This is a genomic window from Actinomadura macrotermitis (genome assembly GCF_009604375.1).
Taxonomy (GTDB): Bacteria; Actinomycetota; Actinomycetes; order Streptosporangiales; family Streptosporangiaceae; genus Spirillospora; species Spirillospora macrotermitis.
This window is the reverse complement of sequence record NZ_WEGH01000001.1, coordinates 1,065,388-1,080,339: the sequence shown is the minus strand read 5'-3', so window position 1 is coordinate 1,080,339 and position 14,952 is coordinate 1,065,388. Positions and strand designations below refer to the sequence as shown.

General features: G+C 73.1%; 13 protein-coding genes. 10 read left to right on the top strand and 3 right to left on the bottom strand.

Annotation, left to right across the window (positions count from 1 at the left end; all coding sequences use genetic code 11):
• The first annotated feature begins 102 nt into the window (after positions 1-102).
• From dxr to ACRB68_RS04900, 9 genes are all read left to right on the top strand, one after another.
• Positions 103-1,338: a 1-deoxy-D-xylulose-5-phosphate reductoisomerase gene (dxr, locus tag ACRB68_RS04940; RefSeq protein ID WP_153531008.1), complete on the top strand. Its 1,236-nt coding sequence runs from the start codon at positions 103-105 to the stop codon at positions 1,336-1,338.
• A 37-nt stretch (positions 1,339-1,375) separates the two neighbouring features.
• The gene (locus ACRB68_RS04935) at positions 1,376-2,569 is read left to right on the top strand and encodes a M50 family metallopeptidase (RefSeq protein WP_153531007.1); all 1,194 of its coding nucleotides are present in this window, start codon (positions 1,376-1,378) and stop codon (positions 2,567-2,569) included.
• A 110-nt stretch (positions 2,570-2,679) separates the two neighbouring features.
• Positions 2,680-3,885, top strand: a complete 1,206-nt coding sequence (gene ispG / locus ACRB68_RS04930) for a flavodoxin-dependent (E)-4-hydroxy-3-methylbut-2-enyl-diphosphate synthase (RefSeq protein WP_268890260.1) — start codon at positions 2,680-2,682, stop codon at positions 3,883-3,885.
• Between the two features lie 202 nt (positions 3,886-4,087).
• The gene (locus tag ACRB68_RS04925; RefSeq protein ID WP_153531006.1) at positions 4,088-5,728 is read left to right on the top strand and encodes an alpha/beta hydrolase; all 1,641 of its coding nucleotides are present in this window, start codon (positions 4,088-4,090) and stop codon (positions 5,726-5,728) included.
• A gap of 144 nt (positions 5,729-5,872) precedes the next feature.
• The gene (locus ACRB68_RS04920; RefSeq protein WP_328593768.1) at positions 5,873-7,459 is read left to right on the top strand and encodes an alpha/beta fold hydrolase; all 1,587 of its coding nucleotides are present in this window, start codon (positions 5,873-5,875) and stop codon (positions 7,457-7,459) included.
• A 157-nt stretch (positions 7,460-7,616) separates the two neighbouring features.
• Positions 7,617-9,203 (top strand): alpha/beta hydrolase, encoded by a 1,587-nt coding sequence (locus ACRB68_RS04915; protein ID WP_328593767.1) that lies wholly within the window; start codon positions 7,617-7,619, stop codon positions 9,201-9,203.
• Positions 9,204-9,284: 81 nt separating this feature from the next.
• Positions 9,285-10,127 (top strand): GNAT family N-acetyltransferase, encoded by an 843-nt coding sequence (locus ACRB68_RS04910; RefSeq protein ID WP_153532296.1) that lies wholly within the window; start codon positions 9,285-9,287, stop codon positions 10,125-10,127.
• A 187-nt stretch (positions 10,128-10,314) separates the two neighbouring features.
• Positions 10,315-11,121: a helix-turn-helix domain-containing protein gene (locus ACRB68_RS04905; RefSeq protein WP_153531005.1), complete on the top strand. Its 807-nt coding sequence runs from the start codon at positions 10,315-10,317 to the stop codon at positions 11,119-11,121.
• 129 nt (positions 11,122-11,250) lie between these two features.
• Positions 11,251-12,159 (top strand): hypothetical protein, encoded by a 909-nt coding sequence (locus tag ACRB68_RS04900; RefSeq protein WP_153531004.1) that lies wholly within the window; start codon positions 11,251-11,253, stop codon positions 12,157-12,159.
• Here ACRB68_RS04900 and ACRB68_RS04895 read toward each other — a convergent pair.
• Positions 12,156-12,563, bottom strand: coding sequence for a DUF3037 domain-containing protein (locus tag ACRB68_RS04895; protein ID WP_328593766.1), 408 nt, complete (start codon positions 12,561-12,563; stop codon positions 12,156-12,158). The two genes, ACRB68_RS04900 and ACRB68_RS04895, sit on opposite strands and share 4 nt — an antisense overlap.
• The gene (locus ACRB68_RS04890) at positions 12,560-13,387 is read right to left on the bottom strand and encodes a HipA family kinase (protein ID WP_328593765.1); all 828 of its coding nucleotides are present in this window, start codon (positions 13,385-13,387) and stop codon (positions 12,560-12,562) included. The genes ACRB68_RS04895 and ACRB68_RS04890 overlap by 4 nt, the downstream gene beginning before the upstream one ends.
• Before the next feature lie 33 nt (positions 13,388-13,420).
• Between ACRB68_RS04890 and ACRB68_RS04885 the strand changes: the two genes are divergently transcribed.
• On the top strand, positions 13,421-14,086 hold the full coding sequence (locus ACRB68_RS04885; RefSeq protein WP_153531003.1) for a cyclase family protein: 666 nt from the start codon (positions 13,421-13,423) through the stop codon (positions 14,084-14,086).
• On the opposite strand, the gene ACRB68_RS04880 is transcribed toward ACRB68_RS04885, so the two are convergent.
• Entirely contained in the window at positions 14,070-14,951 is an 882-nt protein-coding gene (locus ACRB68_RS04880) for a TIGR03619 family F420-dependent LLM class oxidoreductase (protein WP_328593764.1), read from the bottom strand. The genes ACRB68_RS04885 and ACRB68_RS04880 overlap by 17 nt on opposite strands.
• Position 14,952: the final 1 nt, after the last annotated feature.

Sequence of the window (14,952 nt, the reverse complement as noted above, 5' to 3'; positions counted from 1 at the left end):
GTACTTTCACCCTGTAGTGCGCGCCTAGTGGCAGAAAGAACAAAGGGGGCGAAATCTTTTCGCTTTCCGAGCGTCGGCCCAGGTGCGGACCGCGCCGCCCCGATGGCCGACAATGGACGCGTGACGTCTCCTTCAAGCACCCCCCGCGACGTGGTCGTCCTCGGCTCGACGGGCTCCATCGGCACCCAGGCGCTCGACGTGATCCGCCGCAACCCCGGCCGGTTCCGGGTCACCGGCCTGGCCGCCGGCGGCGGCCGGGTCGACCTGCTGGCCGAGCAGGCCCTGGAGTTCCGGCCCGAGATCGTCGCGGTGGCCCGCGCGTCCGCCGCCCAGGACCTGCAGCTGGCCTTCTACGCCGAGGCCAAGCGGCGCGGCTACGCCGCCGGCGACTACGCCATCCCCAAGATCGTGGCGGGCCCGGACGCGGTCGCCGAGGCCGCCGCCTGGCCCTGCGACGTCGTGCTGAACGGCGTCACCGGCGCGCTCGGCCTCGCCTCCACCCTCGCCGCCCTGGACGCCGGGCGCACCCTCGCCCTCGCCAACAAGGAGTCGCTGATCGTCGGCGGCCCGCTGGTGAAGGAGCGGGCCCGGCCCGGGCAGATCGTGCCGGTCGACTCCGAGCACTCCGCGCTCGCCCAGTGCCTGCGCGGCGGCGCCGCCGCGGAGGTGCGGCGGCTGGTGCTGACCGCCAGCGGCGGCCCGTTCCGCGGCCGCACCCGCGCCGAGCTGGCCGGGGTCACGCCCGAGCAGGCGCTGGACCACCCGACCTGGGACATGGGCCCGGTCGTCACGATCAACTCGGCCACCCTGGTCAACAAGGGGCTGGAGGTCATCGAGGCGCACCTGCTGTTCGACGTGCCGATGGACCGCATCGAGGTGATGGTGCACCCGCAGTCGGTGATCCACTCGATGGTGGAGTTCGCCGACGGCTCCACCCTGGCGCAGACCAGCCCGCCCGACATGCGGCTGCCGATCGCGCTCGGCCTCGGCTGGCCGGACCGCGTCCCGGACGCCGCACCCGGCCTCGACTGGACCCGCGCGCACACCTGGGAGCTGTTCCCGCTGGACGACGAGGCGTTCCCGGCCGTCGCCCTCGCCCGCCGGGTGGGCACGGCCGGCGGCACCTTCCCCGCCGTCTACAACGCGGCCAACGAGGAGTGCGTCGAGGCGTTCCGGGCCGGCCGGCTCCCCTTCACGGGGATAGTCGACACGATCGCGCGGGTAGTGGACGAGCACGCGGCCCGGCCCGAGTCCGCGACGACCACGCCGACGCTGGAGGAGGTCCTCGCAGCCGACGCCTGGGCGCGCACCAGGGCCAAGGCCGCGACCGCGAATTAGTCCAGGGGCCTCCCTGGAACATCTCCAGGGAGCCGTCATGGCCTTTCTGCTCGGGGCGGTGGCCTTCGTCGTCGCGCTGCTGGCGTCGGTGATGCTGCACGAGGGCGGCCACCTGCTGACCGCCAAGCGGTTCGGCATGAAGGCCACCCAGTACTTCGTCGGCTTCGGGCCGACGCTGTGGTCGCGGCGGCGCGGCGAGACCGAGTACGGGGTGAAGGCGCTGCCGCTCGGCGGCTTCGTGAAGATCGTCGGGTACACGCCGCTGGAGGAGATCGACCCGGCCGACCGTGACCGCGCCTTCTACCGGCAGCCGGCCGGCCGCCGCGCCGTGGTGATCACCGCGGGCGTCGTGGTCAACCTCGTCTTCGCGTTCCTGCTGCTCATGGCGATGGCGATGACGCTCGGCATCCGCCATCCCGGCACCGCGACCACCACCGTCGGCGAGGTCGGGGCCTGCGTGCCGGCGCGGCTGCAGGACGGCTGCGGCAAGGACCGGCCGCCGTCCCCGGCCGCCGCCGCGGGGCTGCGCGCCGGGGACCGCGTCGTGGAGTACGGCGGCGTCGCGGTGGGGGACTGGAAGCAGTTGCGCAAGGCGATCGAGGACGGCCCGGCCGGGCGGCCGGTCCCGGTCGTGGTGGAGCGCGCCGGGCGCCGGGAGACCCTTCGGGTGACGCCCGCGCGGGTGGACGGCGCGCCGTTCCTCGGCGTGTCCGCCAAGATCACCGGGGCCGGGTACGAGCGGGCCGGGCCCGTCCGCGCGGGCTGGTTCGCCGCGCGCGGCGTCGGCCTGACCGTGGCCGGCATCGGGAAGGTCGTGGTGGACCTGCCGGGCGCGCTGCCCCGGCTGTTCTCGCCGGACCGGGCCGCGAGCCCCGGCGGCCAGGTCGGCAGCGTGGTCGGCGCGACCGAGATGTCGGGGCAGATCTTCTCCTCGGCCGGGACGTGGCGGGACAAGGCCGCCCTGTATCTGTCACTGGTCGTCTCGGTGAACATCTTCCTGGGGGCGCTCAACGTGCTGCCGCTGCTGCCGCTGGACGGCGGCCACCTGGCGGTGGTGGGCTACGAGCGCGCGCGGGCGCGCCTCGCGCGGCTGCGCGGACGGCCCGACCCGGGGCCGGTGGACATGACGCGCCTGCTCCCGATCACCTATCTGGTCGTGGTGCTGCTGGTGGGCTACGGGGTGCTGCTGATCCTCGCCGACATCCTCAATCCGTTGCGCATATCACCCTAGCCCCATTGCCGTCACGCAAGGTGAGCGGAGCGTCACCGATTTATCGGCCGGTAGGCGCCATGTCATTCCCTTGAGGCGCTTAGGGTTGTAGGGGCGATAGAGGGAGAGGGATGAGCGTTTCACTGGGTATTCCGATGGTCCGCGGCGAAGGCGGTCAGGGGGCGGCCGGGCAGGGCGCGCCACGGCTGGCGACGCCCCGGCGCAAGTCCCGCCAGATCATGGTCGGGAACGTTCCGGTGGGCGGTGACGCCCCGGTCTCGGTGCAGTCGATGACCACCACGCTGACCTCCGACGTCAACGCCACGCTGCAGCAGATCGCGGAGCTGACCGCGTCCGGCTGCCAGATCGTGCGCGTCGCCTGCCCGTCGCAGGACGACGCCGACGCGCTGCCGGCGATCGCGCGCAAGTCCCCGATCCCGGTGATCGCCGACATCCACTTCCAGCCCAAGTACGTGTTCGCCGCGATCGACGCCGGCTGCGCCGCGGTGCGCGTCAACCCGGGCAACATCAAGAAGTTCGACGACAAGGTCGGCGAGATCGCGCGGGCCGCCAAGGACGCGGGCGTGCCGATCCGGATCGGCGTCAACGCCGGGTCGCTGGACAAGCGGCTGCTGGAGAAGTACGGCCGGGCCACCCCCGAGGCGCTGGTGGAGTCGGCGCTGTGGGAGTGCTCGCTGTTCGAGGAGCACGGCTTCCGCGACATCAAGATCTCGGTCAAGCACAACGACCCGGTCGTGATGATCGAGGCCTACCGGCAGCTCGCGGCCGCCTGCGACTACCCGCTGCACCTGGGCGTCACCGAGGCCGGGCCCGCCTTCCAGGGCACCATCAAGTCGGCCGTCGCGTTCGGCGCGCTGCTGTCGCAGGGCATCGGCGACACCATCCGGGTCTCGCTGTCGGCGCCGCCGGTGGAGGAGGTCAAGGTCGGCACCCAGATCCTGGAGTCGCTCGGCCTGAAGGAGCGCGGCCTGGAGATCGTGTCGTGCCCGTCCTGCGGCCGCGCCCAGGTGGACGTGTACACCCTGGCCGAGCAGGTCACCGCCGGCCTGAAGGACTTCCCGGTGCCGCTGCGCGTCGCGGTGATGGGCTGCGTCGTCAACGGCCCGGGCGAGGCCCGCGAGGCCGACCTCGGCGTCGCCTCGGGCAACGGCAAGGGCCAGATCTTCGTCAAGGGCGAGGTCATCAAGACCGTGCCGGAGTCGCAGATCGTGGAGACCCTCATCGAGGAGGCGATGCGCATCGCCGAGGAGATGGGCGTGCAGGTCGGCGAGGACGGCTCGGTGAGCGGCCCCGGCGCCGAGGTCACCGTGAGCTGAGTCTCCCGCGCAAGGCCCCTGGGTGAGTCCCCAGGGGCTTTTTTGTTGTCCGGAACCGTCGATAGCTTACGAATATTCATCCGATTCGTCACGATCGAGCAACTTTTACGGTCAACCACTGCCGCCCCGTATGCCCGAATAGGAACACTCCTCCCGTTATGTGGCTCCCGCCTCCCAGGGGGCCGCACAGGAGGAGTGGTTCGTGAAGAAACTCGTCATCGTCGCCGCGACGACCGGCCTCGGGCTCACCGGCCTCGGCGCGGTCGGCTCGGCCGCGTCCGCCGAGTCCCCGGGCGCCAACCCCGCCCCCGGGCTCACGTGGCACCAGTGCGCCGCGCCGATCGTCGCCAGCGTCAAGGCCTACGACGCCCTCAGTGACGTGAAGGTCTCCGAGGCCATCCGCTGCGCCGAGCTCCAGGTCCCGCTGGACTACAGCAAGCCGTGGGGCAAGAAGATCACCCTGCAGCTGACCCGGCTGCAGCACACCGGCTCCGGGCCGGCCAAGGGCGACCTGGTCGTCAACCCCGGTGGTCCCGGCGGCAGCGGCGCGCCCTTCGGCGCGCGCGTGTTCGCCCAGAACTCGGCCGCCATGAAGGCCGCCTACAACGTCATCGGGTTCGACCCGCGCGGTGTGGGCTTCAGCAAGCCGGCGCTCAGCTGCGACCCGCAGCAGAGCAACGCGCCGCGTCCCGACTACGGCCGCGGCGACAAGAAGTCGGTCGCCATCTGGCTGAAGCGCTCGAAGGCCTACGCGGACGCGTGCCGCAAGGCCGACAAGATCGGGCTGCTCAAGCACATCAAGACCACCGACTCCGCCAAGGACCTGGAGTCGATCCGCCGGGCGCTCGGCAACAAGAAGCTCGACTACTACGGCGCCTCCTACGGCACCTACCTCGGCTCGGTCTACGCCACCCTGTTCCCCAAGCACGTGGGGCGCATGGCGCTGGACGGCAACGTCGGGCCGAAGGACGTGTGGTACGACGCCAACCTGAACCAGGACGTCCAGTTCGACAAGAACATGGACTACTACTTCGGGTGGATCGCGCGCTACGACGGCATCTACCACCTCGGCAAGACCCAGCGCGAGGTGCGGAGCTTCTTCTACAAGCTGCGCGCCACGCTGGCCAAGAAGGCCGTCTACGCCACCGTCGACGGCACCTCCCTGGCCGTCGGGCCGGACGAGCTGACCGACACCATCCAGAACGCGGCCTACCGCCGCAACGTCGGTCTCTGGCACGGCTACGCGACCGGCCTGGCCGCCTACAAGAAGGGCGACGCGGAGACCTTCGCGGGCACCTTCGGCGCGCAGACCGCCGGCGGCTCGGACGACAACAGCTGGGCCGTCTACAGCGCGGTGCAGTGCACCGACGTGCAGTGGCCGCAGCGCTGGTCCAAGTGGGAGCGCGACAACAAGCGCATCGACCGCAAGCACCCGTTCCTCACCTGGGGCAACGTGTGGTTCAACGCGCCGTGCCTGTACTGGCCCGCCAAGGCCGGCAAGCCGGTCAACGTCGGCCACACCAAGCACCTGCCGAAGAACATCCTGATGTTCCAGTCGACCGCGGACGCGGCCACCCCGTACGCGGGCGCGCTGGAGCTGCACAAGCGCCTGCGCGGCTCGCGCCTGGTCGTCCAGGACGGTGACCGCACGCACTGCATCGTGCACCGCGGCTCGGCCGCCGTGGACGCCTACTTCGACGCCTACTTCCTGAACGGGACGCGGCCGAAGAAGGACACCGTGCACGTGCCGCAGCTCGGCGACCCGGTCCCGCCCGCGGGCGCCCAGGCCAAGAGCGTGCGCACCGCCGGCGGCGTCGACCTGCTCGACGTCATCAAGAAGTAGCACCGGCTCCATCGCGCGCGGCCCCCGTCTCTCCCGGAGGCGGGGGCCGTCGCGGTACGGACGGCCAGATCACGAAGTTCCGAGGATCGCATCACGATCGCGCATCCTCGCCCCCTCTGTCTCGATCCCAGAACGGGAGATTCTGTGAAGCGGATCGTTCTCCTCACCGCGGCCGCCGCGGTCGGCGTCGGCGGCTCCGTCGTCGCCCTCACGGGCGGCACCGCCGCCACCGCGAGCCCGGTGGCGGCCTCCGGCATCGCGTGGGGCAAGTGCCCGACCGACGTCTCCGGCGCCGGCTACCTGAAGAACGCCGAGTGCGCGCAGGTGCAGGTCCCGCTGGACTACCGGCACCCGACCGGCCGCAAGATCTCGGTCGCGGTGTCGCGGGTGAAGGCCACCGACCGGGCGCACTACCGGGGCGTCCTGCTCGCCAACCCCGGCGGCCCGGGCGGCGCCGGCCTCTACCTGTCGGGCGGCCTGTCCTCGTGGCTGCCGGAGAAGGTCGCCGCCAAGTACGACGTCATCGGGTTCGACCCGCGCGGCGTGGAGTCCAGCAAGCCCGCGCTGACCTGCGTCCCCAAGTACTCCGACCCGGTCCGGCCCGACTACGTGCCGCGCACCGCCAAGGACGAGAAGCGCTGGCTGGCCAAGTCCAAGGCCTACGCCGACGCGTGCGCGAAGAAGTTCGGCTGGCTGCTGCCGCACATGCGGACCGAGAACGTCGCGCGTGACGTGGACGCGATCCGCGCCGCGCTCGGCGCCCCGCAGATCAGCTACTACGGCTTCTCCTACGGCACCTACCTCGGTTCCGCCTACGCCTCGATGTTCCCCAAGCGCGTGAAGCGGATGGTGCTGGACGGCAACGTCGACACCCGCGAGGTCTGGTACCAGGGGCAGCTCAACCAGAACGTCGCGTTCGAGCGCAACATCAAGCTCTGGTTCGCCTGGGTCGCCAAGTACGACAAGCTCTACCACCTCGGCACGACCGGCAAGGCGGTGGAGGCGCGCTACTACAAGATCCTCGCGCAGGCCCGCAAGAAGCCGATCGGCGGGAAGGTCGGCCCGGCCGAGCTGACCGACATCATCCTCAACGCCGGGTACAACACCGGCTACTACATCCCCTTCGCGCAGGCGCTGTCGGCCTGGGCCACCAAGGGCGACGCCAAGCCGCTGGTGGACGAGGTGAGCGAGGGCGGCGGCGACAACGGCTTCGCCGTCTACAACGCGGTGCAGGCCGTGGACGCCCCGTGGCCCGCCAAGTGGAAGACCTGGCACCGCGACGCCGCCCGCCAGTACCGCGACGGCATCCGCTTCAACACCTGGGGCAACGTCTGGTTCAACGCCCCGATCCACTACTGGCACGCCAAGGCCGGGCGCCCGCTCGCCATCTCCGGCAAGGGCAAGAACCTGCCGCCCATCCTGCTGGTGCAGGGCACGCTGGACGCCGCCACGCCGTGGTCGGGCGGCCCGCAGATGCGCTCGCTGTTCCCGTCGGCGCGCCTGCTCGCCGAGATCGGCGGCAAGACCCACGCCAACACGCTGAACGGCAACACCTGCCTGGACGACAAGGTCGCCGCCTACCTCGACGGCGGCAAGCTGTGGGCGCGCAAGCCCGGCCGCGTCGCCGACGCGTCCTGCAAGGCGCTGCCGCGGCTGAACGACCCGGACCCCTACGCCATGAAGGCCGCCGCGGCGCCGTCGGGCAAGGACATCCAGGTCGGCCGCCCGTAGTCAGCGGCTCGTAGTCCGCGATCTATAGTCCGCCTGTAGCCGGCGGGCCGTACTTCGCGTTTCGGAGCAGTACGGGTTCCGCGATTCCCGTTTCGCCGGGAATCGCGGAACTCGCGGCTACGCGGACGTCCGCGCCGCCGCCGGTACAAACTTCAGTGTGCTGAACGCTGCAGGAAAGAGCGCCCTGGCGAGCGCGGTCGCCGCCGTCACCCTCGGGTACCTCCTCGGCCCCGTGCCGGCCTCCGCCGACCAGCCCGGGATCGCCTGGAAGCCCTGCCCCGCCGACGACCCCGTGGAGAAGGGGGCGCTGAAGGGGCTGGAGTGCGGCACCCTGGCGGTGCCGCTCGACCACGCCCGCCCGCACGGCGAGAAGATCACCCTCGCGCTCTCCCGGGCCCGGCACACCGCCGCGCGGTTCCAGGGCGCGGTGCTGCTCAACCGCGGCGGGCCCGGCGCGCACGGCCGCGACCTGCCGCGCGCCTTCACCGCCGGGCTGCCCCGCGCGGTCGCGGCGGGCTACGACTGGATCGGGTTCGACCCGCGCGGCGTCGGCGCCAGCCGGCCCGCGATCGTCTGCGACGAGGGCTACCAGAACCCCGGCCGCCCGCGCGCCGACACCGTGCCGCGCTCGCCCGCCGCCGAGGCCGCCTGGGTGCGCCGCGCCCAGCGCTACGCGGCCGACTGCGGCCGCCGGTACCCCCGCCTGCTGCCGCACATGGGCACGGCCGACTGGGCGCGCGACATGGACGCGATCCGCGCCGCGCTCGGTCAGCGCAAGATCAACTTCTTTGGGTACTCCTACGGCACCTACCTCGGCGCGGTCTACGCCACCATGTACCCCGGCCGGGTCCGGCGGATGGTGCTGGACAGCGTCGTCCGGCCGAGCGGCGTCTGGTACGACGACAACCTTGACCAGAACGTGGCGTTCGAGAAGCGCATCCGCGTCTACTTCGGCTGGATCGCCAAGCACCACAAGGTCTACCGGCTCGGGAAGAGCGGCAAGGCCGTCGCCGCCGCCTACGCCAGGGCGCGCGGGCGGCTCGCCGCCAAGCCGGTGAACGGGCGCATCGGGGCGACCGAGCTGGACGACGTCTTCCTCGCCGACGGCTACGGCGACTACTCCTGGGCCGCGCACGCCCGCGCCCTGTCGGCCTACGTCCGCACGAACGACGGGCGCGGGCTGGCCAAGGCCTGGCAGCCTCCCGGGTGGCTCGACCAGAACAACTACGCCGTCTACGAGGCGGTGCAGTGCCGAGACGCCGCCTGGCCCCGCGACTGGAAGACCTGGCACGCCGACAACACCCTGCTCTACCGCCGGGGCTACCGTTTCGAGACCTGGAGCAACGCCTGGTACAACGCGCCGTGCGCGTTCTGGTCGGTGCCCGGCGGCCCGCCGCCGCGGGTGCAGGGCCGCCCCGGCCTGCCCGGCCTGCTGCTGGTCCAGGCGACGCGGGACGCCGCCACGCCCTACTCCGGCGGGGTGGAGATGCACCGCCGGTTCCCCTCCTCGCGGCTGCTGGTCCAGGCGGGCGGCGGGAACCACGGCGTCACCCTGGGCGGGGACGCCTGCGTCGACCGAACCGTGGCCGCCTACTTCGGCCAGGGCCGGCTCCCGGCGGACCGGCCCGGCCCGGACGCGACCTGCCAGGCCGGGCCGCCGCCGCCCGCCAAGCGCCTCGCGGACCCGGGCGCGCGTGCCGGTGACCGGCCGGTACGGGAGCCGGTGAGCGCATCGGGGGCGTGAACGTCATAGGCTGGACACCGTGGTGACAGCGTTGTGGCCCGCGCGGCCCCTGACCCCGTTGCGGAGCCGTTGACGATGCGGATGCTCGGGTCGCTGCCGGTGCGGGTCCTGGACGACCGCCACCGGGACGAGGCGCTGTCCATCCTGGACGCCGACCCGGTCGCCAACGTCTTCGTCGCCTCGCGCGTGCACGCCGCCGGGCTCGACCCGCGCCGCCTCGGCGCGCAGATGTGGGGCTACCCGCGCGACGGGCGGCTGAGCGCGCTCTGCTACGCCGGCGCCAACCTGATCCCGGTCGGGGCCGGCCCCGAGGCGGTCCGCGCGTTCGGCGAGCGCGCGCAGGCGCAGGGCCGGCGCTGCTCGTCGATCGTCGGGCCGCTGGAGGCCACCCGCGAGCTGTGGGAGTTCCTCGCGCCCTACTGGGGCCCGCCGCGCGCCGTGCGCGCCGCGCAGCCGGTGATGGCGACGTCGGCGGACCCGCCGGTGCCGGCCGACCCGGGCGTCCGCCGGGTGGAGATGGCCGACTTCGAGGTGGTCTACCCGGCCTGCGTGGCGATGTTCACCGAGGAGGTCGGGGTGTCGCCGAACGGCGGCGACGGCGGTGTGCTGTACCGGGCCCGGGTCGCCGAGCTGATCCGGCTGGGCCGCGCGTTCGCCCGGATCGAGGACGGCCGGGTGATGTTCAAGGCCGAGATCGGCGCGGTCACCCCGCAGGCGTGCCAGGTGCAGGGCGTGTGGGTGCCGCCCGACCTGCGCGGGCAGGGCCTGGCGGCGGCCGGGATGGCGGCGGTGGTCCGCGAGTCGCTCCGGTCGATCGCGCCGCGGGTGTCGCTGTACGTCAACGACTACAACACCCGGGCCCGCGCGGTCTACCGCCGGGTCGGCTTCGCCGAGACCGGCACGTTCATGTCCGTGCTGTTCTGAGCCGGGCCGTTCCGAGCCGTGGCCGTGCCGCCCGTGGTGCCGGCCCGTGGTGCCGCCCGTGGTGCCGGCCCGTGGTGTCGCGGCGGCACTGTGGTGAATGGCCAGTAGTGGGCGGATCTGGGCCGGTTCTGGATTAATGAGATGTTGGTGACGGTTTGCGGGCCCTGGGGCTCGGTACCATCCGGCCGTGGACTTCGCCGGTGCGCTGCGTGACGCCGTCCAGTCGAGCGGCCTGACGCTGGAGCGCGTCCGGCACCGGCTCGGGCAGCGCGGCCTCACCGTCAGCGTGGCGACGCTGAGCTACTGGCAGCGCGGCCGCAGCCGCCCGCGCTCCCGCGTGGTCGTGACGGCGCTGGAGGAGATCCTGCAGGTGCCCCCGGGCACGTTCACCGGGCTGCTGGACGACCCGGGCCCCGGCGCCGCCGAGCTGTGGCCCGATCCGGCCGCCTACGCGGGCGTCGTCGCGCAGCTGGACCGCTCCGGCGACCACCAGCTGGAGCGCCTCAGCGTGCACGACGTGTTCCGGCTCGGCCCGGACCGGCGCCCCGCCGGGCTGACGGTCCGCGAGGTGCTGCGCGCCACCGGCGACGACGTGGACCGCGTCGTGTGCGTGCACCCCGCCGCCGAGGACGGCGCCGAGATCGGCTGGCTGCGCTACTGCCGGGCGGGCCGGGTGCGCACCGTCGGCGGGCTGCTCGGCTTCGAGCTGGTCTTCGACCGGGTGCCCGCGGTCGGCGACACCGTCGTGGTGGAGTACGGGATCGCGTTCGCGCCGGGCGCGCCGCCCGCGCACCGGTACCTGCGGCGCTTCCCCCGGCCGGTCCGCGACTACCTCACCGTCGTCCGGTTCGACCCGCAGACGCTGCCCGCCCGCTGCTACGGCCGGTACGGCGGGGTCGGGCGGGAGCTGTGGATCGGCACCTCCGGCAGCGCGCACCTGGCGCTCGGCGACGTCCGGCGCGGCGTGGTCGGGGTCGAGTGGGAGTGGGACTAGGCGGGCGGCCGCCCAGGTAGGGGGTTGGCTTTGCGGTCACCGCGTCTTACAGTGTGCGCGGAAGCTGCAAGTGATGTTGTCAGGGCCGTACACGGGGGCCGGCCGGACCTGATCCGGAGGCCGATCGCGGTGCAGAGCGACACTGAGGAAGACCTCTCCCAGACGCTGCGGCACGGGCCCTTCGACGCCGCCCTGCAGGCGGCGATCCAGGCCCGCGGCCTCAGCCTGGAATCCCTGCGGCGGCGCCTGGAGGAGCAGGGCATCGCCGTCTCCCTGTCCACCCTCAGCTACTGGCAGCGCGGCCGGACCCGGCCCGAGCGCGCCGACTCGCTGCGCGCGGTGCGCGGCCTGGAGGTCATCCTGGAGCTGCCCCGGCACTCGCTGCTGACGCTGCTGCGGCCGTCGGCCGAGCGCGCCGCCGGGCCGTGGCGGCCGGTCGAGGAGCTGTGCCCCGAGCCGGGCGTGCGCGACCTGCTGGACGAGATCGGCGACCGCGGCGAGCGGCTGCTGACCGGCCTGACCCTGCACGACCAGCTCGTCGTCGGCGCCCGCCGGGAGCTGAGCGAGGTGCGCACCCGCGCGGTGTTCCAGGCGCAGCAGCGCGGCGTGGACCGCTGGATCGCGGTGTACCACCACCCGCACCGGGTCCTGCCGTCGTCGCGGTCGGCGCGCGGCTGCCGGTTCGGCCGGGTCCGGGTGGACGAGGCGAGCGGCCTCATCGCGGCCGAGCTGCTGTTCGACCGGGCCCTCGGCCGCGGCGAGACCTACCTGCTGGAGTACGGGTTCGGCTTCGACCAGACCGGCCCCCCGGTGACCGAGGAGGGCCGCGGCTTCCACACCCCGCAGCACGAGTACCTGCTCGAAGTGCGGTTCCACCCGGCGGCGCTGCCCGCCCGCTGCTACCGGACGTGGCGGCCGGACGCGCAGACCGCGCTGAAGGACGCGGCGGACCTGCGCATGTCCAGCTACCACAGCGTGCACTTCATCGAGTTCGGCATGGCCGCGGGGTACCACGGCATCCGCTGGGAGTGGGACTAGCGCACCAGCAGGTCCAGCAGCCGGTCCAGCTCGGCGGCCGGGTCGGCGGTGAGGCCCGCGTGCACCGGGCCGGGCTGCACGATGGTGCTGCGCGGCGCGGTCAGCCAGCGGAACCGGGCGCCGGGCGGTTCGGCCGCGGCCTGGCCGGCCCGCTCGCCGCCGCAGCAGATCGCGTCCACGCCGGTGAGCGCGGTCCGCACGCCCGCCAGGTCGAGCGCGGCGTCCAGCGCGCGCAGCCGCGCCTCGTCCAGGTGGGTGCGGCAGGCGAGGTAGTCCAGGGCGCGGCAGTAGACCACGACGCCGACGTTCATGGCCTCGCCGCGCTCCAGCCGCGGCACGACGCGCAGCGCGGCGTACTCGAAGACGGTCCGCTCGCCCCGCCCGCCCACGTTCTGCGTGCTCACGCCGGGCCTCCGAGCCAGTCGGGGCGGTTCTGGCCGCGCCGGGAGACGGTGTCGGGGCGGTGGTCGCTGACCCGCAGCTCCGGCAGCCAGTCGCGGGGCTGGCCGGCGCGCTCCAGCAGGATGTCCACGTAGGCGTCGCGGACGTCCTGCGGCGTGCCGAAGCCGGGCTCGCCCTCCAGCCAGCGGTCGGGGACCAGGCCGGTGACCTCGCGCAGCAGCCCCTCGGTGAGCTGCGGCAGCAGCTCGGTCTCGGCCGCGGCCAGCTCCGTCGCGAACGGGGTGAGCACGTGGTCGTCGACGTCGTAGGGGCCGGCGAACAGCCGGGCGGCGTTGGCCCAGGCGTGGTGGAAGATCAGGCTGGCGCCGTGGTCGATCAGCCACACGTCGCCGTGCCACACCAGCATGTTGGGATTGCGCCAGCTGCGGTCGACGTTGCCGATGAACGCGTCGAACCACAGCACCCGCGAGGCGAAGCCGGCGTCGGGCCGCCAGCCGAGCGGGTCGAAGCCGAGCGAGCCGGGCAGGAAGTCGACCCCGAGGTTCCAGCCGGTGCTGGCCTTCAGCAGGTCCTGCACGTCGGGGTCGGGCTCGTGCCGGCCGATCACCGGGTCCAGGTCCAGCACGACCTGCGCGGGCACCCGCAGCCCGAGCCGGCGCGCCAGCTCACCCGCGATCACCTCGGCGATCAGGGCCTTGCGGCCCTGCCCGGCGCCGTGGAACTTCATCACGTAGGTGCCGAGGTCGTCGGCTTCGACGACACCCGGCAGCGAACCGCCCTCGCGCAAGGGCGTCACATAGCGAATCGCGGTCACATGGGGCAACACGCGGATCACGCTATCGGACGCGATGATGGATCCATGGAACTGGTCGATCTGACGATCCCGCTCGGCACCGGCATGCCCGTCTACCCCGGCGACCCGCAGGTGAGGATCGCCCCGGCGCTGACGACGGCGGCCGACGGCGTGAACCTGCAGCGCCTGCACCTCGGCTCGCAGTCGGGCACGCACGTGGACGCGCCCTTCCACATCGACGACGCGCTGCCGGGCCTGGAGGAGATGCCGCTCGAGCAGTTCACCGGGCCCGCCGTCGTCATGGACGTGCGCGGCCTGCCCCCGCGCGCGCTGATCGGGCCCCGGCTGCTGCCGCCCGGGCTGCGGCCGGGCGTGGTGCTGCTGATCGCCACCGGCTGGGCGGCGCACTGGGGGACCGAGGAGTACCTGGCGCACCCCTACCCGTCGCCGGAGACGGCCGAGGCGATCGTGGCGGCGGGGGTCCGCACGGTCGGCATCGACGCGCCGAGCGTGGACCGCACGCCGCCGCCCGGCGACCACTCGTTCTCGCTCGCCGCGCACCGGGTGCTGTGCGCCGCGCACGCCGTCATCGCCGAGAACCTGACCGGCCTCGACCGGCTGCTGGAGGCGCAGGCCGCCGGCGCGCGGATCGAGGTGTCGCTGTTCCCGATCCGCCTCGCCGGCGACGGCGCGCCGATCCGGGCCGTCGCCCGGCTCACATCCGCGCGATGACCTCGGCGGCGAACCGCTCCATCGTGCGGACCTTCAGCTCCAGGCCGGTGCCGTGCCTGGCCTTGTCCTCGGGGGACGCCAGCCACCACGGCGCGGCCATCGTCGCGGTGACGCCCCGGTCGGCCCACCTCTTGTACAGGTCGGCGCTCGGCATCGCCCCGATCGGGGCGACGACGTCCAGGTCGTCCAGGGTCCGGCCCTGCTCGGCCAGGAACCCGGCGAGGCGTTCCAGCAGCGCGCCGAGCTGCTCCTCGGAGTAGATGCGGTTGCCGATCCAGCCGTCGCCGATCCGCGCGGCGCGGCGGAGCGCCGCGTCGCTGTCGCCGCCGATGTAGACCGGCACCGGCTTCTCCGGGACGGGCGCGATGCTGAGCGGCCCGTAGTCGTAGTGGACGCCGTGGTGCTCGACCATGCCGCCCTTCCACAGCTCGCGGAGCGCCGGGATCATCTCGTCCAGGCGCTTGCCGCGGGTGTGGAAGTCCTGGCCGGTCTGCAGGAACTCGTCCTTGCACCAGCCGACGCCGACGCCGAGGGTCACCCGGTCGCCCGACAGGGCGGCCGCCGTCGACACCGACTTGGCGACGGTGAACAGGTCGCGGGCGGGCGCGATGTACACGTTCGGCGCGAACCGCACCCGCTCGGTGACCGCCGCCATCGCGCCGATCGTCACCCACACGTCCGGCCAGTGGGTGTCGGGCCGGTACGGCGGCGCGCCGGTGTCGCTGTAGGGGTAGGGCGCGTCGTAGTCGGTGTAGAAGATGTGGTCGGAGATCGCGACCGTGTCGTAGCCGAGCCGGTCGGCCGCCCGGGCGAGCCCGAGGAACTCGCCGGCGTCCACGAACGCCGCGCCGAGCCAGAACCGCACG